Source organism: Nostoc sp. KVJ3 (genome assembly GCF_026127265.1).
GTDB lineage: Bacteria > Cyanobacteriota > Cyanobacteriia > Cyanobacteriales > Nostocaceae > Nostoc.
Genome location: NZ_WWFG01000002.1, coordinates 2,639,607 through 2,660,798, shown reverse-complemented (window position 1 = coordinate 2,660,798; position 21,192 = coordinate 2,639,607). Strand labels below are relative to the sequence as shown.

Genomic DNA, 21,192 nt, shown 5'->3' with positions numbered 1-21,192 from the left:
TTTTGACCAAAAACAAAAAATCTCTCTCAGCAAGCACTCAAAGTCGTCACGACAATCCAAAATCTAAGTTGTGCTGGAAGCGCACCAAATATGCGACCCAAAATCCAATGGCTCTAATAGCAACCTTGACGCAGTAAATTACTAATTTCACTATGACAGTGTTCTGTCAGTTCAGCCACAACAGTTCTGCCTTGTTTCCCGTGATATTTTTTTTGATATTGGGGCGTAATCCAATAAGGGCGACCGATTAACACTGCAACCCGACGATAAATTACCAAAGGATGCCAACCCGCTTGATTAAATAAAGGTTCTGAAGGGTCAAATAAGCTCAAAAACCTTAAGGGGAAACCATTGGTGTTTACCTCTTCTAAGGAAGCGATCGCGATCGGCAAAATAGCGAAATCCTGGACATCGGCTCGCAATGCCAAATGAGCAAATCCGCGTTGAAATTCACCCACCATATTTGGAACTGTAAATTTCACCATTGGTTCAGTTCCTTCTGGAAATACTCCCACCATTTGCTTAGACTGCAATAGCATCTGCGACTGCGAAAAAAAGCTTTGTTGGCGGTTTTGAGTTTCCTCCAAAGGAAAACACCCCAATTGATCGGTGACAATCTCCCGCATGACTGGCACTTGTCCCATATAGTGATGGCAAGCAAAGCGAATCGGACTTGATAATGCTGCCATTAAAACCAGTGCATCCATAAAGCTGCGGTGATTACTGACTACCAACACGCTAGCATCCTGGGGAATCCGATCCTCATAATAGCGAAACATTTGGGTTGAAAGCGCCACCAGGAAAGCGCGAGAAAGTTCCAGGGGGCTATTTAGACTCATACCTAGTCAATATATTTTTCCGGTAAATATGGCGATTTATCTTAACTTGATTTTTACATTTCTTTACTACTGCCATGACCGTCTTAAGATAGAAATATCCGATCCACAAAACCAGCTAAATTTTTGGCATTATGTATTCTTGAACACAACATTTTCTAATAGAAAGTATTCAAAAAAATTATGATTAGTTAATTTCCCTCTTATAGGCAAAAATGATTTGAATGGATACATACTACAAAACAACTTTTGACTTGATAAATTTGCTACTATTTAAGGTGTTATTGGAAAAAATGGAAATAGTATTGTACAATTACGTGGTTTTGCCATTAAAAGTAAGATGTAAAACTTTTAATAAGTGAATTTTTATTTTGTATGAATCTAGTGAATAAAACAGAAAAAACATTTGCACTGACGACACCCCTATATTATGTAAACGATGTCCCCCATATAGGCAGTGCTTATACAACGATCGCAGCAGATGTCGTGGCGCGATTTCATCGACTGCTAGGTCATCAGGTATTACTAATTACAGGTACAGACGAACACGGACAAAAAATTCAGCGATCGGCAGAAAGTTTAGGCAAAGCACCACAAGAGTTTTGCGATGAAATTGTCCCTAGCTTTGTGAGTTTGTGGCAGTTACTAGACATTCAATACGATCGCTTTAGTCGAACTACCGCACCTCGTCATGAAGCGATCGTCAAAGAATTCTTTGAGCGAGTCTGGAAATCTGGTGATATTTACCAAGGACAACAACAAGGCTGGTATTGCGTATCCTGCGAAGAATTCAAAGAAGAACGCGATCTTTTAGAAGGACATCGTTGCCCGATTCATACTAACAAAGAAGTGGAGTGGCGAGACGAACAAAACTACTTTTTTCGCTTATCCAAATATCAAACTAAGCTGACAGAATTTTATCAATCTCAACCGGATTTTATTCAACCAGAAACTCGGCGGAATGAAGTCCTCAGCTTTGTCAATCAAGGGCTGCAAGACTTTTCTATTTCGCGGGTGAATTTAGATTGGGGTTTTCCCATACCAGTTGATCCCAAACACACCATTTATGTTTGGTTTGATGCGCTGCTGGGTTATGTCACAGCATTACTCGAACCAGATGCAGAACCGACTTTAGCAAATGCTTTAGAAAGATGGTGGCCAATCAACCTGCACCTAATTGGTAAAGATATTTTGCGCTTCCATGCAGTTTATTGGCCCGCAATGTTGTTATCGGCTGGCTTACCCTTGCCAGAAAGAGTATTTGGGCATGGCTTTTTGACCAAAGATGGTCAAAAGATGGGCAAAAGTCTGGGTAACACCCTTGATCCTGTTGCGTTAGTTCAGCGCTATGGTAGTGATGCCGTTCGTTATTACTTCCTTAAGGAAATCGAATTTGGCAAGGATGGAGATTTTAATGAAGTAAGGTTCATTAATGTTCTGAATGCAGATTTGGCAAATGATTTAGGTAATTTGCTCAATCGCACCTTGAGCATGGTGAAGAAATACTGCGCTGACAATAATGTTCCATCAATCGGCAATGAAGGAATTCCTGACGAAAATCCTTTGAAAGCAATTGGTTTACGTCTAGGGGAACAGGTGAAACAAGCATATAACAAGCTAGCTTTCAGTGAAGCGTGTGGGGCTATCCTTTCACTGGCGCAAGCCAGTAATAAGTTTATTGATGAACAAGCTCCTTGGACATTATATAAACAGGGACAGCAAGAGTCGGTGGAAAAAGTTCTCTACGCAGTTCTAGAATCAGTTAGACTGGCAGCTTATCTGCTTTCCCCAATTATTCCGAACATTAGTAGCGATATTTATCAGCAACTCGGCTTTGGAATAGATTTTAACGATCAAACACAAAGTTCAGTTACCGCTCCTTTTGCCACCCATGCGACATGGGGGATACTATCTAGTAAACAACAGTTGGGTACATTCCAACCAGTTTTTAAGCGAATAGAACCCCCGAAAAACGATTAGTCCTTATCAAACTCCGATTTTGTTCAATTTCTTATTCTCTCAAAAAATTTATCGGGGCTTAACTTATATTAGCCCCGGAACATTATCATAAGCCTCTGTGACTAGCATCTAAAAGTTCGTAATTTGTATCAAAAATAACAGGGATAAAATTCGAGGTATGACAACGATGTTGAATAATTTTGAAACCGATTCAATATTTACGCCAGAACAAGTTTTGGAGAATCGGGGCAGGGTTGCTATATTTATTGATGGCTCAAATCTATTCTACGCTGCCCTGCAACTAGGGATTGAGATCGATTACACCAAGCTGCTGTGTAGATTAACTGGAGGTTCTAGACTCCTGCGGTCTTTTTTCTACACTGGTGTAGACCGGACAAACGAGAAGCAACAGGGGTTTCTGCTGTGGATGCGTCGCAATGGCTATAGAGTTATTGCTAAAGATTTAGTCCAGCTACCAGATGGCTCTAAAAAAGCTAACCTGGATGTAGAAATAGCAGTAGACATGATGGCCTTGGTAGATTCTTATGATACCGCAGTTTTAGTCAGCGGTGATGGGGATTTGGCTTATGCAGTCAATTCAGTTAGCTATCGCGGCGTGCGGGTAGAAGTGGTAAGTTTGCGTTCGATGACCAGCGACAGCTTAATTAATGTTAGCGATCGCTACATCGATTTAGAAGCCATCAAGGAAGATATTCAAAAAACCCCTCGCCAAAGCTATCCTTACCGACCGCTATCTGGTATTGGCTTTTTGGAAGACCCAAGAACTAGTGATGGACACTTAGAAATCCAAGAATAATGGCGTATCAATTTCATCAAAAGGGGAGAAAGGGGGAGAGAAAAATTCAAAATTATTCCCCTACTCCCCCTTTCCTTCTTTTCTCTTTGATTTTTTTCTTGATATTTGGTTTAGTAAGCTGTGGGGGGAAATCTCCTACAGCTTCTGAGCAAAATCCTGCGGATTCATCAAACCAAGATAACAATTTGACTTTCTTTGATGTCACCCTAGAACAAGCAGATGAAGTGGGACGACCGATTTGGAAAGTCAGGGCTAAAACCGCAAAATACACCAAAGAAAAACAAATTGGCCAGGCTGAAAGTCCTTATGGTGAACTATACCAAGATGGCAAAGTAGTTTACCAAATCAAGGCAGATGTCGCAGACATTGAACAAAATGGGAAACAGTTGTTTCTTAAAGGTAAGATATTTGCCACAGACCCTACTAATGGTGTTGTATTGCAAGGCAATGAATTAGAATGGCGACCCCAAGAAGATTTGTTGATTGTCCGTAACCACATGCATGGTACTCATAAACAATTACAAGCGGTGGCGCAAGAAGCGCGAGTTAAAACCCGCGAACAGAGGATGGAATTTTCTGGTGGGGTAGTAGCTAATTCTATCGATCCTCAGATGCAAATCAGAACCGAGCATTTAACCTGGAATATTAAAGAAGAAAAACTGATTGGCGATCGCCCCATCCAAATTGACCGCTACAAAGATAATAAAATTAGCGATCGCGGTAAGGGAAATTCTGCCGAAGTCAACTTAAAAACAAAAATTGCCACTATTGATAAGAATGCTCAATTAGAATTACAAGACCCACCAGTACAAATAGCTAGTAACTCCATGACCTGGAACATGAATGCAGAGACTGTTACTACAAATTCTCCCGTGCAGATGTTCCAACGTGTCGAAAACTTTACCGTTACCGCCAATCGTGGTGAAATGAAAGTACCGCAAAAAACAGTTTATTTAACAGGTAACGTCAACGCCATTGGTCAGCGTCGCCAGTCTTTGAAATCTAATTCATTAACTTGGCATTTAGACAATAAGTTAGTTGAAGCTCAAGGAAATGTACTGTATCGGCAAGTTGACCCGCCGTTAAATTTTACCGGTGAAACAGCTTTTGGTAATCTGCAAACAGAAAATATTCTCGTCAAAGGCGGTAGTTCTAGCGGTAGGGTAGTAACCGAAATTATTCCCCAAGAAAGAGCTAATCGTCAGTAGTACAGACACGATTAATCGCGTCTGTACGGAAGTAGTTACAAATTACGTAGCTTCTCGTCAGAAGCAAGTATTACGAATTATTTAATGCCACTTATAAAACTGGTACAAACTTTGTACCAGTTTCTATTTACTCCAATTGATCTTCAGCTTGCTTTTTAGAGTCCAGTTACCAAACTGGTCTTACTATTGATACCAGTAAACCCACCAATTAATACAATCACTGTTAAATCACGCAGATCAAAGGTAGGGAATATGCAAACAATTGGTACTCAAAAAGACAGTACAGCTTGGGTTATTCAAACTTGGGCAGCTTTTGTGATTTCTATTTCTATGACCACCTTCGGCATTGTCAACTTACCTGTAAACGGCTGGGTGAAAGGCTTTATAGGTATGGGTATGGCTTTCTCAGTTGGCTCAACTTTTACCTTGGCTAAAACTACTAGAGACTTGCATGAAAATAGAAGATTAACCGCTAGGTTAGACGAGGCGAAAGTAGAAAAATTGCTTTCACAACACGATCCTCTTAATTTAAAATGAAGAGAGTTATAGCAATTTTGGATTAGAAGTTTTTACCAAAAAGCTCTTTTAGAAATATCAAACAATACTCAATACGGTTCGGTTAAGGTTATTTGATGAAAATATAGCGTTTCCTAATCACATGAGGTACATCATAGTCCCCTCATCGCTTGCGGGGAGGGGGTTGGGGGTGGGGTTCTTGTACCTCACTCAACAGAGAACCGTTATAATACTGCGTAGGTTTTGAGTCGATCCCCCCAACCCCCTTTTTAAGCAGGGCTAAAAATGCCTTATTTTCCCCCTTTTTAAGGGGGACTAAGGGGGATCTCCAATGACTATCCACCAAAACCTACGCAGTATTGAGAACCGTTATAATAGCTCCCAAATCCGTGATAAATCGCCGTCATGAGGAAGGACTGATTGTTGTAAAGACGGCGATTTATCGCGTCTCTTGCCTTAACCTGCGATCTACACATCAGAAATTCACTCTATGACGTAAAACAAAAGGACTGGATATACCAGTCCTTTATTATATTGATTTAACGTTTTTATCTTAATAACGGGATTTTTTGGTCTTTAACTTTTGCTTTTTACGCCGACGTTCGCTAGCAGCAACTGCATGTTCTACCGGATAACCCACTACAGGAATCACCTGATATTTGCGCTCTTCTTCTAATTTTTTCAGTTCAGTGTAATTAACCCAGTGAATGCAATCAACCGGACAAGTGTCAATTGCTTCTTGAATAATTTCCTCAGCGTCCCCATCTTGCCGAACCACACGCGATCGCCCGTAATCTGGTTCAATATAAAAGGTGTTACGCGCAACATGAGCGCAATGCTTGCAACCAATACAAGTGATTTCGTCAACATAAACACCATTTTGGCGCAGCACACCGCCCAATTCCGGTTCTAAACCAGAACGTTCTGGGGTATCCCGTAAAAAACCCCCTAATTCTGGTTCTAAACCGGAACGGTTATCTTCTTGTTCTTCCGGCGACGGCAGAAAATCAGCCATTACGCACTCCAGCGCTGTACTACCAGGCGAATGGAACCATCTTCATTTTTTTGTTGCTCAGATACTTGAAAACCCACACGAGCGGTTTCTTTCACAACTGTTTGGTAAGCATAGCGCTGTGTTACTTGGCGCAAAAATCCATCCACAGACAAATCTTGCTGCCAATATTGCAAGTCAGCCACCAATTCATATTCCTTGCCATTCCATCTAAAGCCGATGTCGTAGCCATTTTCCTGCTCAATACTAACTTCCGCAGGATGGGTTTGACCGCGATAGCCACGGACTTCGCGTGGGCCGGGTTTCCAGTCTACTCCCAATTCAGTCAAAGCATCTTTCAAAGAATCAAGGTTACGGATTTGAGTCTTAATTTGGCTAAAGTGTGACATGGTGGTTGTGAATTAATAACACTAAACTACTGTGAAAACTTACCAATCGCTGTAAGTGGTGTGCGTATTCGCCACATTAGATTGCTGCACCTTCGCGGCGAAATATTCTGAGGTTGGCTCATGATTAAGTACTTGCCCCAGCTGCGCCTCTATTGCTGCTGTAACCTCAGCGCAAGAAGCACCCACAATGCCAGTAACTTTTTCTTGTACCCGACCATCTGGATAAATTATGAACTCTAATGTCTCCATACTTTTGGCCAACCACGATAAGTACGTTTGAATTGTACTGCTTTAGCAGAAGGCTACAAATATAGCCGTAGGAACATTTTTACTTTAGATACAAACTCGCCATTTGTTAACTAATGTTCCATGTTTCAACATATATATCTCAGAATCTTTACAAAACTTATTAACTTTATAAGTACGCACATCAGTATTTAGTCAGTTTCTCTTAACCTCATCGATTAGTCAAGGTAACAGCCGAGCCTTCCAATTAAGCGGCAAAAGTCCTAAAAATAAGCATTACGACGTAGTATAGCCAGCTAGTTGAGTTACAAAAATATAGAAATTATTGAAAAGCTTTATTATTACGATTCGATTTACCTTATTTTCTTCCAGGTAGTTTGAACGCAGGGCAGTGTTAGACTAACACAAGATAGTGGTGTATACGTACGTAGGCATCGTATAAGGTCTTTGATGTAGAAACTTTAGCTGGCATAAGTATAAAAAGATTTTTAATTGCGATCGCTATTTTTGCTATTGGTGAGATTTACCAACCTCGACTCTAGAAAGTTAAATATGTACAAGTTTGCCCCAGCAGAGGAGAAAGAGCAAATAGTTTTTGGTGCTGCGCGACCTGGATACACTGACAAGAATGTTCAGGATTGGATAGAATTCATGAAGCGCCAAGATATCAAACGTGTTTGCTGTCTTCTTGCTGAACAACAGCTAGCTTCTTACTGCGATCTTCTAAGCATATACAAACAGGAGTTTGGGAATCAGCTAGTTTGTTGGGCACCAATTGCAGATTTCCATTTATCTGATTTAGAAACCCTGACCCAGAAAATACTTCCTTTCTTAATAGAAGCAGATAAACAAAATGAGAAAGTCGTTGTACACTGCTCTGGTGGAATTGGACGTACTGGACATATATTAGCGGTATGGCTAGTTAGCGTCAGAGGATTATCAAATCAAGCTGCAATAAATGCTGTCAAAAGAACAGGTAGAAATCCTTATGAAGCTGCAATTGCTGCTATTTTTAGAGGTAGAAATCCCTTGAAATTCGTAAAAGAACTTGACGTGCTTCTGAATGATTGTCGTCTAGCAGTGCATCAAACATTTTGAGTTTAGGATGATCATTTTTAATCAGTCTATTTGCGAGGTAAACTCTATGGCAATGGTTCTAGATAAAGTAGTTCCTTTTGGGAGGTCAATGGATGAATATATAAAAATATTCAATTTAACAAATACAGATTTGAATAAAAGAATCATTGGGATTGGGGACGGGCCAGCAAGCTTTAATGCAGAAATGACATATCAGGGTAAAAGTGTAGTTTCGGTTGATCCACTTTACCAATTTTCCAGTGATGAAATATTGCAAAGATTTAATGAAGTGGTAGATAACATCATTAACCAAGTCAAAGCTACATCAAATGATTGGGTATGGAGCTATCATAAATCCCCAGATGATTTGCGTAACAATCGAGTGGAAGTTATTCGAGAATTTTTGTCTGATTATGAAACTGGCAAAAAAAACAACAGATATATAGTCGGTGAATTACCAAGATTGGCATTTAAAAATAAAGAATTTGATATTGCCCTTTGTTCACATTTATTGTTTTTATATTCAGATCATCTCAATTACGATTTTCACCTAAATTCAGTAGATGAAATGCTGCGTATCGCTAAAGAAATCCGAATATTTCCCCTGATCACTTTAATGTGGAAACATTCACAACATTTAGATGAAATAGTAAAATATTGTACTTTAAAGGGTTACAAGATAGATATTGAAAAGGTTGAATATGAATTACAGCCTGGTGGAAATAAAATGTTGAAGATAAGCAGAGATATTAATAACTAATTTGTAACTTTGGCGTTGCTGAATTGAGGTACGAACTTGATGTAGAGACATAAAGTTTTACGTCTCTACAAGGATTTTTCACCGCAATGCACAATCGTTTTCATACCGCAATCAGCAACACCCTAATTTTTATAGGACTTACGCATTGACAGGAAAGACCAAGTATAGATGATTAGTAAAAACCTGAAACGGCGTATTTACATTGACGCACAATATGATTATTTTGTATAGTGCGTAAGTCCTATTTTAGTGTTTATAGCCAAGCTTTAGTACACTCTTGAAGTATGCCAATAATTTTAAGAATTGGTGTCAAAATTACAATATACAATAAGCTTACGGCGAAATAGCTAAAAAGCATGAAAAAACCCGGCTTGACCGGGCAGACGCACTGTTTGTCGTATTCACCTGTAATAACTACATTTTAATCTCACAAGTTAAAGGACAAGCAGCATAAACAGTAGTCTGCATTTGGTCTGCCTCCCCATGCAGCCAGCTTAACCATTTAACTTCATTGGGATGAACTCCTTTAACAGTAAGTACACCCGCAGCCAATACAACTGCCATGACGTTAAACATGATTAAAGCACCTGCAACAAGCAAAACAGCACTAACAGGCATTACAGATTGCAAGATGATCGATAACAGACATCCGACTGTAGCCATCAAGACAACTAGCGGAAAACCGACAACCAACAAGCATACTGCCAATGTAAAAGTCCATATTAAAAAGCTTTTAATCATTAACAAGGAGTAGGTCTTTCCTTGATTAGAGCTTTGAGCAGAAACCATGACTTTTCCTCCCAAATATACACAGCAAATTTTAATTTCAGTCATATCTCGCTTTTTGGCGAGTAAACTGATTTGTTTCTCAGTGAAATTCAGTATATAAAATCTAATCGGCAAAATGAGCATTTATTTACTAAAGTTTACAGTTATTGTTTTGTAATTGTGGATATAAAGTAAATTTTCTGTTTATTAAAAAAACTTATTTTCTACATCTATCTTCAGACATATAAACTAAAATTGAGAGCTTTATAACCTTGATCCCCAAGATATCACTCAATAGACATCTCCGATAATGAATGTAGAGACGTAGCACTGCTAGGTCTCTACAAGGGTTCTGGATAATGCATATTTAATATCTGGAGATGTCTAATATGCCTCAGTTCTAAATATGGTTCATTTAAGGGGTAAAAGGATAAATTCAAACCTTTCGTCTTTGCCCCTTACCTTTTTCCTGAATCACCAGGGAAGTGAAGAATGCTTATCCGAACCTTATGTAAGATATCACCCCTATTCAACTTAATATTTCTTATAAAAATTCTTAGTTGCTCTCATAATTTATAGATGGGCTGAATAAGCGATCTGCTCGTATTTGTGCTGTTAATTGCTGGTAATTAATCTCCATGCCTAGAATAGATTTCTCATCTAAGGACTTAAGAATATTCATGCCTAGCTAAAAGTGCTATAAACAACAAAGCAATCTATGTTTATTTACTGAGGTGTTTTGAGTCCTTTGGTGTGTTAAACCATGTTATGTAGGTTAAATAATTTCTCTAAATTTTCTGATTAGTGGAATTTCAGGAAAAAAAGATACAAATTTAGGTGAATGAAATGGATTGACCGTGGTTCTAGAGTTTCAATCGTCTCCCATCACCGCTAGGGCTTGTACGCAAGCATTCTCCAAAAATCATCGAAGCCAGTGACTTGACTTCTCGCTAATTCAACTTTTTAACTGCCAAATGTGAAGATATATGACAGAATCACAGTCTCCATCAAATTCTAACTCTGCTGCTGGACGTAACCTACCACCAATGCCGCCGCCACCACCCCCAGCCTCAACCCCAACCTTTAGTACACCGAGGCAGATGACACAAACATTGGATATGTCAATGGATAGGAGTAGCAACGCGCCTGTTGCAGGTCATCGTCCGACTAGTCCACCGCCAATACCTAGTTCAGTTTCCCCGAAAAACAGCAATGCGGGGCCCACTTTAGAAAAGTTAATTAGGGAAGCTTACGATCAGGGATATTCTGACTTGCACTTGGGTGTAGGTGAAGTACCCCGCTTCCGTAGCCGAGGAGAAATTCAATCATGGGATTATCCAGAAGTAGATAAAGAAGCTTTTATGAATTGGTTGCGGGAGGTGATGAGTGAGGCAGAAATTCAGCGCTTTGAAGAACACTTAGAATTTGACGGCGCAACTCAATATGACTTTGCTCGCGTGCGGATTAATGTTTTTGGCACTCTTAAAGGGCCTGCGATGGTGTTGCGGTTGATTCCTCTAAAAATCTTAACTATGGAACAGTTGAGATTACCCCCAGTTTTTCGGGATATTTGTCATCACCACAAAGGTTTAATTTTAGTAACTGGGCCTACTGGTTCTGGTAAGTCCACCACAATGGCAGCGATGGTTGACTACATCAATAAGGAGATGGCCAAGCATATCATCACCATTGAAGACCCGATCGAATTTATCCATCAAAGTCGTAAGTCTTTAGTCAAACAGCGAGAAGTGGGAATGCACACCCGGAAGTTTGACAACGCTTTGAAAGCAGCTTTGCGGGAAGATCCAGATTTGATTTTGGTGGGGGAAATGCGGGATAAGGAAACGGTTAACACCGCCCTAAAAGCCGCTCAGACTGGTCACTTAGTTATGGGAACCCTGCACACCAATAGCGCCGTCAAAACCATTGAGCGGATTCTCAATCTCTACTCTGGTGACGAACAGGATGCAATGCGGGTAGCAATTTCTGAGTCTTTAGTGGCAGTAATTGCTCAAGGTTTGTGTCGCACAACTGACGGTAAGCGGGCTGCTTTCCACGATGTGCTGATCAATACTGAGGCTATTAAAGAATGGATTAAAGACGGTAAGTATGATGAAATTGGCGAGTTGATGAAACAAGCTAGCTTTGACGGCATGATTACGATGAATCAGTCGTTGCTCAATCTCTATCAAGACGGACGCATCACTGAAGAAACTGCTTTGGAAATGTCGCCAACTCCTAACGAAATGGCGCAGTTTCTCAGAGGTCGAGTTTAAATTTAGTTATCTGCTGATAATAAAGAGTGCTGAGTCTCAGTACCCATCAGATCCCCGACTTCTTAAAGAAGTCGGGGATCTAAGTTTTTATTTATCTTCCCTTCGATATTCTGGGGTACGATATCCTTCATCCCCTTTGAGCTTTTGGGGTACGAACCCCGGTAGGTCAGTACTGTCAATTGCGAAGACAAAGAATTTGTTTGGATTGTCGATACCTGTTGGATGCAAAGCATCGGAGGTTATCGTACCAACAAAGTCGTTATCGTTGGCGATGAAGAGCGTATGCTTGATCGTGTGGTTGATAACTACATCCGATCCGAAAGCTAAACTTTCAAGCTTGGCAGGTATGTCTTCTGGTTTGATCCCATTCTGAGTGAGCGTAGCTACTACATCAAGGAACAGGGTCTTGTTAACTGCCTTGCCAGCGAGGTTGTTTTCGCCTGTGATATTACTCACTTCTTGAGCATTAGTCAGATCGATATGGTATATCTTCTTAAAAACAGCTTGAGAGCCGTCGCCTAAACCTTTGCCATCTCGTTCGTCTACTAAGAATTCGCGATCGCTGATGGACACAATCTCGCTGACTGTGGGGTATTTCGGTTTAGCTGAATTGCCAATATTATCTAGCTGATAGGCGTATTCTTGGGTAGCACCTGTTGCAATGTCGATCTTAACAATTCTGGTGTAAGCGCCATTAGTACCGCCGTCTTGGATCAGGGGACTTTGCAGTATGCCGACTAGGGTTTTGCCATTAGGAGTAATTGCGAGACCTTCCATACCCTTGTTTGCAACACGTCCAGATGTGTTACCGCTAATCTCTGTAGCACCAACGGGATTTAGGTTCTTGACTGCGAATTTGCTGTCGAGTGTAAAGACCTTGATGCGCTTACCTGTCTCGCGATCGAATTGGTACACATAAGGGCCGTATTCATCGGAGATAAAGATAGACTTACCATCATTGGATACACGCACGCCTTCAGGATCGAAGCGGGCATCATTGGGATAGGTCGATATCTGACTGGGGTCAAAGTTGTCTGAGCGTCCAGTGAAATAGTAGGTATTCTTGGCATTCAGTGCAGGGGCACCGTTAGGCACTCCTAGTCCTACCCCAGTACCGTAGTCGAGAGGCTTATTGCTGTATAGCAGGGTCGTGTCAACTAGAGAAGGAGTAAGAGTAAAGGGTAACGCTGAACCAAATTTGCTTGGTTCGAGTTTCACTCTGATGGTTTGGAAGCGGTTAATATAGGATGTTGTGTCATCCACAGCGCTATTGTATGCCTTGGCATTGGGGCCTCGATCGGGGATAGCGATGAAGGTGTTACAGCCAGCGTAGGCGAGTCCTGACCCAAAACCACCAAGGAGGTTTCCCGCAACACCATTTTCGAGAGGGGCAGAGGTTTTTTTGGAGCGATCGCTAATGTTACCACTCAGGCTCCCAATTGCGATCAGCTTAACCTCTGCGTTGGCGGCAGGGGCAGCAAAAAATGATGCTAACAAGAACAGAAATAGATTTCTTTTGAGCATATCAGTATTCCTACTAAGTACAATATTTACTTATGGATATTGTATTTTTTTCACTTTTTCATTATCTATGCCTAATAATTAAGCTATTTTTAAGCAAAGATTAAGCCAAGATTAATGTAGGAATGGCTGATGCCTATCAATCTTAAGTTTCCATCCCCGTGAGGGGAAGTGATTGAAAAGCCCTAGACAGGAGAGGTTAAACGGTTCTTTGACCAAAAGCTGTTTCCATCCCCGTGAGGGGTAAGTGATTGGAAAACCCTGAAGAAGCCCTTTGTGTCTAAGCCTTTTGAGTTGTTTTCATCCCCGTGAGGGGTAAGTGATTGGAAAACTTAACAAAAATGCTCAAGCCAAATTAATTAAGTTAACTGCGTTTCCATCCCCGTGAGGGGTAAGTGATTGGAAAACAAGAACGAAAATGAATTTATCCTTGTCCGTATCTCCGTTTCCATCCCCGTGAGGGGTAAGTGATTGGAAAACATGAGATTAGCGTTTACTTATTTAGGGCTAGCTCTGTTTCCATCCCCGTGAGGGGTAAGTGATTGGAAAACCCCACCATTCTATAACCCTTACGGTGACTGGTTTTGAAGGCTCATTTTCGAGGGGGTCTAATTTATTTGTCAATAAGCCAAAATTATTGACAAAAATTTAACAGTACATCCGCTCAAAGGCTTACACAGCAGCTTATCGAGAGGGTCAACGAAAGAATAAGGGTTTGAGCGATCGCTATACCCCCGCGAAAAACTTAAGTGTGCAAAATCAAATAAATACTTTTGCTTTCACTAAGAAATTTGGTATTGAATTGTCAAGGTTCTGTTATTAATGGGCATTGAAATAACATACTATCGTTTAATTGTCAAGTCGGTACTAATTCACCAGGACGCAACTTCGACCACTTACCCGTTTCTTGCTTAAAGCTCAGACAACCAACAACATCCCATTCCATTTCAATTAAATCCTCTTGAGTGCGAATGTTGACATTGATAGAAGGTTCATTGGGATCAAAACTTGGTGTTTCAGTCAAGTGAGGCTGTTGGTGCTGCCCTTCTACGGCATGATAGGTAACACAGTTGTCTACATAGTGGCAATTCACGCAAATACACATAATAGAACCAACTCCAGGGGCCTTTATTGTTAATCTAACTTAAGCCAAACTGTTATTCATAAGTTTCTGGGTTGATTTTTATTACAATGCATGAATCAGTTCGTTCTGCCTTAGCTCCTGAAAATTGGCCTTTTAGCTTGGAGTTACTGCCACAACCCGCTTATATGGTAGGCGGCGCTGTCCGAGATGCGATCCTTGGCAGAACTCGCGAATATCTGGATCTAGATTTTGTTATACCATCTCAGGCGGTAAAGGTAGCAAGAGCGATCGCTCGTCATTACCAAGCTGGTTTTGTCTTACTGGATGCCGAACGACAAATTGCTCGTGTAGTTTTTCCCCACGCCACTGCTGACTTTGCCCAACAGGAAGGAGATAGTTTAGAGGTTGATTTACATCGACGGGACTTTACAGTAAATGCGATCGCCTATAATCCCCATACACAAGAAATTATCGATCCTCTGCAAGGTTGTGTAGACTTACAACAGGGCATTTTGCGAATGGTATCACCAGCGAACTTAGAAGATGACCCTTTGCGGTTAATGCGAGGTTATCGCCAAGCCGCCCAACTAGGTTTTACTATTGAGCCAGCTACCCAAATAGCAATTCGTTCTTTGGCATCAAATATCAGCAAGGTTGCAGCCGAACGAGTTAGGGTAGAAATTGGTTATCTGCTGGCAAATTCTCAGGGTACTCCTTGGCTCACAAGCGCTTGGGAAGATGGCTTGCTTGCCCCTTTCTTTAAAAATGCTACTCGTGAAAGCTTGAGCAAACTAGCAGCAGTTGATAATGCAGCTGCCTTACTTACAGAAAATTGGCAACAGTTAGGGGCACAACTGCAAGAATATGTCCGCGATAGTATCAAAACTACTTGGTTAGGTATTGCTAAACTTGCAAGTCTAGTCAACCCAAATCCAGAAATAGCAGAAAGGGAACTACAGGAATTAACTTATAGTCGTGCCGAAATCCGGGGTGTAACCACTGCTCTGAAAGTATTACCGCAGTTTCAAGTAGTCGATATGTCGTTGCGAGAACAATACTTTTTGTTTCATAACGCAGATATTGTATTTCCCGCTACGGCAGTGCTAGCTGTAGCACTTGATAATTTGGTAGAGGCGATGTCTAATGAAAAGCCACTACACACAGCAGTTGTTACAAGTTTAGAAACCAAAGGAAAGGGCTGCCAAGTCTTGACATCTTTGATCAACCGTTATCTGAACCCTGATGATCTGGTCGCTCATCCCACTCCATTAGTGAGCGGGAAGGAATTGATTATAGCATTAGATATTCCAGCTTCATCAATCATCGGCCAACTGCTGACAGAAATTGCCGTAGCCCAAGCTGAGGGAAAAGTTTCAACACCAACAGAGGCGATCGCATTTGCCCGACATTTACAAGATCGAAGAGGAGATAATTCAAGTAATTCGTAATTCGCAATGATGCTCTCTATGAGACGCTAACGTAATTCATAATTAAGTTTTGTAACTATGATTTAGACCCTAGCATAAAATTTGCCGCTTATTTATAGCGTTTCCAACTCTGGTGAGGTACAAAATCACCCCTCTCCAACCCTCCCCTTAGTAAGGCTACGGTGTACACACAAGTCTTAAAATTCTCCCAAGTACTTGGTTTCGTCATCTAGGAATAGGATTGTGCGATCGCTCTGTCAGGCTGTCCGCAGCTAGGAGGAACGACGAAGCAATCGCAAAACTCACGGGATTGTGTGATTACTTCGCTCCGTTATCACTGCGCTCGTAATGACAATTTAAGGGGTCTATAATGCCTGAAACCCTTTTAGATAGTACTTGTGTGTACACCGTAGCCTTAAAAGGGGGGCAAAAGTCTCTTAAAGTCCCCCAATTTATCGGGGGATTTAGGGGGATCTCCAACGATTTTGGGTTTCTACAGAGATGTGTGTACACCGTAGCCTTACTAAAGAGGGGAGGGTGCGCGACAGCGCGGGTGGGGTGTATTTCATGTCATTGGGAAACACTATAGTTACGGGGGACTTAAACCCCAGAGGTAATTAAGGATATGTATTCGGTTAAGGCAAGAGACGCGATTCATCGCGTCTCTACAATAATCATTTTTTCGTCTTGACGGCGATTTATCGCGTCTTTGTGATGATTCATCGCATCTTTACGCTCTAGAACTTCCATCAAAAAACCTTAACCGAACCGTATTGTGATATGGGTTTAGAGACGCGCAGCATCAGACACAAATCATTTAGTCAATACTTGCAAATAGATGTATCACCTATGCTACTATTTGCTTGATATTATGATGTTATGCTGTTACCTTCAATTCAGCGCAGATAGATAACCAGAGGAGATGAGTAACCAAATGGATTATACACCAGCGGATTCATTTCATAACCCAGTTAGTTCCATGAATATGTCCTCGTATATTTACTTAAGAACTTATCAGAAAAAAAGACCTCTCGGTTTTCCTGATGGGCGGAGTCTTTATGCCTAGCCTTTCTTGGACAGGAATAACTGCTGATGAATGGACAGCCTTTAATTTTGGTTGTAGAACGGAGTCTACATGATTTAGAGCTACTTAATTCTCATCTAGGAATATTAAATTTCTCATGCATTTGTACCAAACAAGGATTGAGGGCTGTGATATTGGCACAAACTCATCAACCAGATGTAATTCTTCTAGATACAATGCTACCTAATTTGAGTGCAAATCAAGTCATTAATGACCTCAAACACGATGCAAAAACTGCTACTATCCCAATCATTGCAGTAACACCTCTAACAGCGACCCAAGATGACGAATTCGCTATCCTCACAGGATTTGATGATTGTATTACTAAACCCTATGATTTTAATCAATTAGAATTAGTAATCAGTCGCCACATCAGTCAGCTAAATTCTTTACATTTCTCTTGGCGATAGATTTGGGATTAGGAACATCAGGCAATTGATTGAAAACCACAATAATCCCAGTCCGACCTGTTGCTAAATTTGTGTTGGTCATGAGGTCTAATACAGGTTGACCAATAATTTCCTCAATCAAATTTTTTAATTCTGGTTTAATTATTTTCTCTAAATACAATCTTACTTGTTCAGCTAAACTAGCATAACCTCCCCTGATTAAAGTGTGTTCAGCTTGGGTAACAGAGTTTTCTATAGAGATAACAATTTCAGTTTCAAAAAAATGACAAATAATTTGGCTTGGAGACTTACCTATTCTCTCACTATATAATTTTATGACCCGATGTGATATTTCTCTTTCTAATTCTCCAATATTAGCTTGTATCATTAGCAGTTACAATGTAATATTTATCGTTCGAGTCTCGGAATCGAAGTATTCAATATTATAGTGGATGTTTATGAAATAGTCTGAGAGAATTATCAATTTAGGATATGAAAATTGGTCATATTAATGTACTATCTATGGATTTATTTGAAAAATTCTAAATTTGACAAATGTAAAAGTTGTTAATCAACAATTTGTGCAGTGTCCAGTTAATTACTGTATTGATCGTTATTTCATCATGGTGAATTAGCTGATTTTATGCCAAATAAGCGATCGCCTCTATCTCCCAATTCAGTAATAATATAGCGATAGCGGTGGTATACCGCGACACATCAAGATGTGCCACCCTATACCCTCTATACCTTCAGGTGTAGATATCTCAGCTATATCAGCGATAATTAACGGCAAAAATATCTCCCAATGCGATCGCGCCGCCAATTTTGGAAAACATTCCCCAGTTTGCTCAAATCAAGCGCAACGCAACTAAGCTTGTGCAATATCAAAGCGCTTGGCAATTCCTGGTAAATCTATTTTTTTAAGACTCTAAATATTGAGTGTGATATTAGTCATATTGCTGAATACAATAAATCACACAGGAAATTCATAAATAGCAATTAATCACCGCAAATTTAAAGATGACTTTAAAAATGACTCAGTAGATATATTTTGTGAGAAAGTGAATATAAAGGTATATTCACTGATTTCAAATTCATGGATTCTTTATCTATCAATTCCTTACTTGAAGAGTTGAAAAACCCGGATGCTACAGTCCGCGACAAGGCAACTAGAAAAATCTGGCGCATTTGGTTTCAGCAAAAGGGAATTTATGGGCTGGAAATAATTGACCGCAGTCAAAAGTTACTGGATGCAGGTGAAATTGCTGAAGCGGAAACAGCCCTGACAGCACTAATCAACGACCAGCCAGATTTTGCCGAAGCTTGGAATCGCCGTGCTTTTCTCTATTACAGCATTGGTGATTATCAAAAATCTTTAGCAGATTGTCAGATGGTTGTGCAAATAAATTCGATCCATTTTGGGGCACTTCACGGCATGGGTTTGTGTTATGCAGCACTAGGAGAGTATGGTCAAGCTATCCGAGCTTTTCAACGTGCTTTAGAAATTCAGCCCTATTCGCTAGTGAATCAAAAGTTGATTCTAGAGTGTACATTTAGGTTCAGCTACAACGGCAGATAGGAGAGAGCATCATACTATTTTATGAATCCGTTATCACCCTCATTAACAGCAATTTATCGCCTGAGTCATCGTAATTTTATTCAATACAGTTCTATGTAGACTGGTAGCAGTTTCATTGCTGCTTGTACTAACAGCAACTAACCGTTAACTAGCAATTATCGGTTGAATAAAGTTACCTTTGGTGCAAACTAGATAGCACAAACAGCATACGGCAGATTTTGCCAGGTGATATCTACGACGGGCTGCGCCTACGCCATTAGTCTTTATAAATACAAAGACTAAATGAGTGTCCCGCAGATTCCTAGTGATACTCAATTGTTGATGGAGGGTGCGGTAGATTTTTTTATGGGTTATGGCATTTATGCCGTGAACGCCTTAGCACAAAGTATTCCCCAAATCACAGTTACAGCAATTTTTCAGAAAGACTCTTGATGTGTTATTGCATATCCCAATCCAGCAATTACAATCCCTAGCGATCTTAAAGTCAGGCTAATTTAGCTTGATTGCCTTATTAACTTTATATTTAAGTAAGAGGTGGCATGAAAATGCTGTGAAACATGAGAATTAAGATTTTAAAACGCAAAGGGGCGCAAAGGTTTACGCAGAGGAACTCAGAGGAGTGAATTCTCTGTTTGCCTCTGCGTTTTCCTCAGTGTCTCTTTGCGTTAAAAAAAAGGATTAAGCTATGACGACAACATTAGATGCCCTAATTAATTCGTTAGAAGGTATAGAAATCATTACAGATCCCGCCCAAGTAGGAAAATTATCCCAGGATTATCACTCCTTTAGCCCGGTGTTAGTACCGAAACTAGAGGGAAAAGTGGGGGATATCGTAGTGCGTCCCACTAATGAAGCAGAGGTTTTAAAAGTTGCGGCTGCTTGTGCAAAACATCGTGTACCTGTAACAATTCGGGGTGCAGGAACTGGGAATTATGGGCAATGTGTACCCCTACACGGTGGGGTAATTCTAGATATGACAAGGATGCAGGGGATTCTTTGGGTGAAGCCGGGGGTGGCGCGGGTAGAATCTGGGGTGAAGTTGGCAGCTTTAGATAAAAAAACCAGAGACATCGGCTGGGAAATTCGGATGGCACCCTCGACGTACCGTACAGCCACAATTGGCGGATTTATTGCCGGGGGAAGTGGGGGAATTGGTTCAATACAATATGGGTTACTAGGCGATCGCGGTAATATCTTAGCATTGCGAGTGGTAACTGTAGAAGATGAACCACGTGCGATCGAATTGCGCGGTGATGATGTACAAAAGGTAAATCATGCTTGGGGAATTAACGGCATTATCACCGAAGTAGAAATTCCCTTGGGGCCAGCTTATCCTTGGGTAGAAGTCATTGTCACATTTGAAGAGTTTATGACAGCAGCAAAATTTGGTCAGGCACTTGGCAATGCTGATGGCATGATTAAGAAGTTGATTTCTGTCTTTGCATCCCAAATTCCCCAATACTTTCACACCCTACAACAGTACATTCCTGAAGAGACTCATCCAGTATTTTTGATAATTGCCGAATCGAGTTTGGAATTCTTACCAGGTTTGGTACAGCAATACGGCGGCCAGATTACATATCAAAAATCAGCACAAGAAGCAGGAAAAGGCATACATCTAGCAGAATTTAGCTGGAACCACACTACCTTACACGCCCGGAGTGTAGATACTGCAATCACCTACTTACAAAGTATGTTTCCTCTAGATAAAAGTTTGCAACTTGTAGAGCAGATGTACGAGCATTTTGGTAATGAAGTGATGATGCACTTGGAATTTTTTCGGGTGAACGGTGTCGTAGTTACTGGTGCTTTACAACTTGTGCGCTACACCACAGAAGAACGTCTTAATGAGATTATCCACTATCACGAAGAACAGGGTGTGAGTATTGCCAATCCTCATACCTATATTATTGAAGAAGGGGGGAGAAAAGTCATCGATCCTGAGCAGTTAAAATTTAAAGAAATAGTTGATCCTTATGGGTTGATGAACCCCGGTAAAAGCAAGGTTCTTCAATTCCAAATTCAAAATTAAGTAGGATGGCTCAAATAAATCTAACTATGTAACGAAATATAAAATTGCCTAAACTCTTGCGTTCGCGAAGCGTGTCCGAAGGACTTATGCTTCACTTCGCTATCTCTACGAGACGCTACCGCGTTAAGTGAAGCTATGCCGAAGGCTTTACGCTCCGTTCGCAATGACATAGTTATAAATTTTCACACCCACCTACTTAGCTCTAGTTAGAA

At 40.7% G+C, this 21,192-nt stretch carries 20 protein-coding genes; 12 read left to right on the top strand and 8 right to left on the bottom strand.

Annotated elements, in window-relative coordinates; translation table 11 throughout:
- Nucleotides 1-113 precede the first annotated feature (113 nt).
- Nucleotides 114-839 (bottom strand): lysophospholipid acyltransferase family protein, encoded by a 726-nt coding sequence (locus tag GTQ43_RS27385; protein ID WP_265275822.1) that lies wholly within the window; start codon nucleotides 837-839, stop codon nucleotides 114-116.
- 372 nt (nucleotides 840-1,211) lie between these two features.
- On the opposite strand from GTQ43_RS27385, the gene metG reads away from it, so the two are divergent.
- The 4 genes from metG (at nucleotide 1,212) to GTQ43_RS27365 (ending at nucleotide 5,357) form a co-directional block, all read left to right on the top strand.
- Nucleotides 1,212-2,816: a methionine--tRNA ligase gene (gene metG, locus GTQ43_RS27380; RefSeq protein ID WP_265275821.1), complete on the top strand. Its 1,605-nt coding sequence runs from the start codon at nucleotides 1,212-1,214 to the stop codon at nucleotides 2,814-2,816.
- 166 nt (nucleotides 2,817-2,982) lie between these two features.
- On the top strand, nucleotides 2,983-3,612 hold the full coding sequence (locus GTQ43_RS27375; protein WP_041565095.1) for an NYN domain-containing protein: 630 nt from the start codon (nucleotides 2,983-2,985) through the stop codon (nucleotides 3,610-3,612).
- Nucleotides 3,612-4,820 carry an LPS export ABC transporter periplasmic protein LptC gene (gene lptC / locus GTQ43_RS27370; RefSeq protein WP_265275820.1) on the top strand — a complete coding sequence of 403 codons (1,209 nt, stop codon included), beginning with the start codon at nucleotides 3,612-3,614 and terminating at the stop codon, nucleotides 4,818-4,820. Before GTQ43_RS27375 ends, lptC begins: the two co-directional genes overlap by 1 nt.
- Before the next feature lie 252 nt (nucleotides 4,821-5,072).
- On the top strand, nucleotides 5,073-5,357 hold the full coding sequence (locus GTQ43_RS27365) for a YiaA/YiaB family inner membrane protein (RefSeq protein ID WP_265275819.1): 285 nt from the start codon (nucleotides 5,073-5,075) through the stop codon (nucleotides 5,355-5,357).
- 532 nt (nucleotides 5,358-5,889) lie between these two features.
- Here the strand turns inward: GTQ43_RS27365 and GTQ43_RS27360 are convergent.
- From GTQ43_RS27360 to GTQ43_RS27350, 3 genes are read right to left on the bottom strand one after another with little or no spacing between them, the layout of a single operon-like run.
- A complete protein-coding gene (locus GTQ43_RS27360) occupies nucleotides 5,890-6,351 on the bottom strand; it encodes a ferredoxin (RefSeq protein WP_265275818.1) in 462 nt (153 codons plus the stop codon).
- Nucleotides 6,351-6,737, bottom strand: coding sequence for a DUF1257 domain-containing protein (locus GTQ43_RS27355; RefSeq protein WP_012406942.1), 387 nt, complete (start codon nucleotides 6,735-6,737; stop codon nucleotides 6,351-6,353). Before GTQ43_RS27355 ends, GTQ43_RS27360 begins: the two co-directional genes overlap by 1 nt.
- Before the next feature lie 39 nt (nucleotides 6,738-6,776).
- Nucleotides 6,777-6,986, bottom strand: coding sequence for a DUF2997 domain-containing protein (locus GTQ43_RS27350; protein ID WP_012406943.1), 210 nt, complete (start codon nucleotides 6,984-6,986; stop codon nucleotides 6,777-6,779).
- Between the two features lie 549 nt (nucleotides 6,987-7,535).
- On the opposite strand from GTQ43_RS27350, the gene GTQ43_RS27345 reads away from it, so the two are divergent.
- Both GTQ43_RS27345 and GTQ43_RS27340 read left to right on the top strand, forming a co-directional pair.
- Nucleotides 7,536-8,081 (top strand): dual specificity protein phosphatase family protein, encoded by a 546-nt coding sequence (locus GTQ43_RS27345; RefSeq protein ID WP_265275817.1) that lies wholly within the window; start codon nucleotides 7,536-7,538, stop codon nucleotides 8,079-8,081.
- A 46-nt stretch (nucleotides 8,082-8,127) separates the two neighbouring features.
- A complete protein-coding gene (locus GTQ43_RS27340) occupies nucleotides 8,128-8,820 on the top strand; it encodes an SAM-dependent methyltransferase (protein ID WP_265275816.1) in 693 nt (230 codons plus the stop codon).
- A 414-nt stretch (nucleotides 8,821-9,234) separates the two neighbouring features.
- Here the strand turns inward: GTQ43_RS27340 and GTQ43_RS27335 are convergent, their stop codons facing one another.
- On the bottom strand, nucleotides 9,235-9,609 hold the full coding sequence (locus GTQ43_RS27335) for a hypothetical protein (protein ID WP_265276564.1): 375 nt from the start codon (nucleotides 9,607-9,609) through the stop codon (nucleotides 9,235-9,237).
- A gap of 965 nt (nucleotides 9,610-10,574) precedes the next feature.
- Between GTQ43_RS27335 and GTQ43_RS27330 the strand changes: the two genes are divergently transcribed.
- A complete protein-coding gene (locus tag GTQ43_RS27330; RefSeq protein WP_265275815.1) occupies nucleotides 10,575-11,864 on the top strand; it encodes a type IV pilus twitching motility protein PilT in 1,290 nt (429 codons plus the stop codon).
- 87 nt (nucleotides 11,865-11,951) lie between these two features.
- Here the strand turns inward: GTQ43_RS27330 and GTQ43_RS27325 are convergent, their stop codons facing one another.
- Together GTQ43_RS27325 and GTQ43_RS27320 are read right to left on the bottom strand one after the other, a co-directional pair.
- Nucleotides 11,952-13,388 (bottom strand): esterase-like activity of phytase family protein, encoded by a 1,437-nt coding sequence (locus GTQ43_RS27325; RefSeq protein WP_265275814.1) that lies wholly within the window; start codon nucleotides 13,386-13,388, stop codon nucleotides 11,952-11,954.
- Between the two features lie 853 nt (nucleotides 13,389-14,241).
- Nucleotides 14,242-14,490, bottom strand: a complete 249-nt coding sequence (locus GTQ43_RS27320; RefSeq protein ID WP_265275813.1) for a Ycf34 family protein — start codon at nucleotides 14,488-14,490, stop codon at nucleotides 14,242-14,244.
- An 86-nt stretch (nucleotides 14,491-14,576) separates the two neighbouring features.
- On the opposite strand from GTQ43_RS27320, the gene GTQ43_RS27315 reads away from it, so the two are divergent.
- Nucleotides 14,577-15,917, top strand: coding sequence for a CCA tRNA nucleotidyltransferase (locus GTQ43_RS27315; RefSeq protein WP_265275812.1), 1,341 nt, complete (start codon nucleotides 14,577-14,579; stop codon nucleotides 15,915-15,917).
- Between the two features lie 1,071 nt (nucleotides 15,918-16,988).
- On the top strand, nucleotides 16,989-17,390 hold the full coding sequence (locus tag GTQ43_RS27310; protein ID WP_265275811.1) for a response regulator: 402 nt from the start codon (nucleotides 16,989-16,991) through the stop codon (nucleotides 17,388-17,390).
- Here the strand turns inward: GTQ43_RS27310 and GTQ43_RS27305 are convergent.
- The gene (locus GTQ43_RS27305; protein WP_265275809.1) at nucleotides 17,353-17,757 is read right to left on the bottom strand and encodes a DUF2294 domain-containing protein; all 405 of its coding nucleotides are present in this window, start codon (nucleotides 17,755-17,757) and stop codon (nucleotides 17,353-17,355) included. The two genes, GTQ43_RS27310 and GTQ43_RS27305, sit on opposite strands and share 38 nt — an antisense overlap.
- A 708-nt stretch (nucleotides 17,758-18,465) precedes the next feature.
- Between GTQ43_RS27305 and GTQ43_RS27300 the strand changes: the two genes are divergently transcribed.
- From GTQ43_RS27300 to GTQ43_RS27290, 3 genes are all read left to right on the top strand, one after another.
- A complete protein-coding gene (locus GTQ43_RS27300) occupies nucleotides 18,466-18,948 on the top strand; it encodes a tetratricopeptide repeat protein (protein ID WP_265275808.1) in 483 nt (160 codons plus the stop codon).
- 282 nt (nucleotides 18,949-19,230) lie between these two features.
- On the top strand, nucleotides 19,231-19,380 hold the full coding sequence (locus tag GTQ43_RS27295) for a hypothetical protein (protein WP_265275807.1): 150 nt from the start codon (nucleotides 19,231-19,233) through the stop codon (nucleotides 19,378-19,380).
- 253 nt (nucleotides 19,381-19,633) lie between these two features.
- A complete protein-coding gene (locus GTQ43_RS27290) occupies nucleotides 19,634-20,980 on the top strand; it encodes an FAD-binding oxidoreductase (protein WP_265275806.1) in 1,347 nt (448 codons plus the stop codon).
- Nucleotides 20,981-21,192 lie beyond the last annotated feature (212 nt).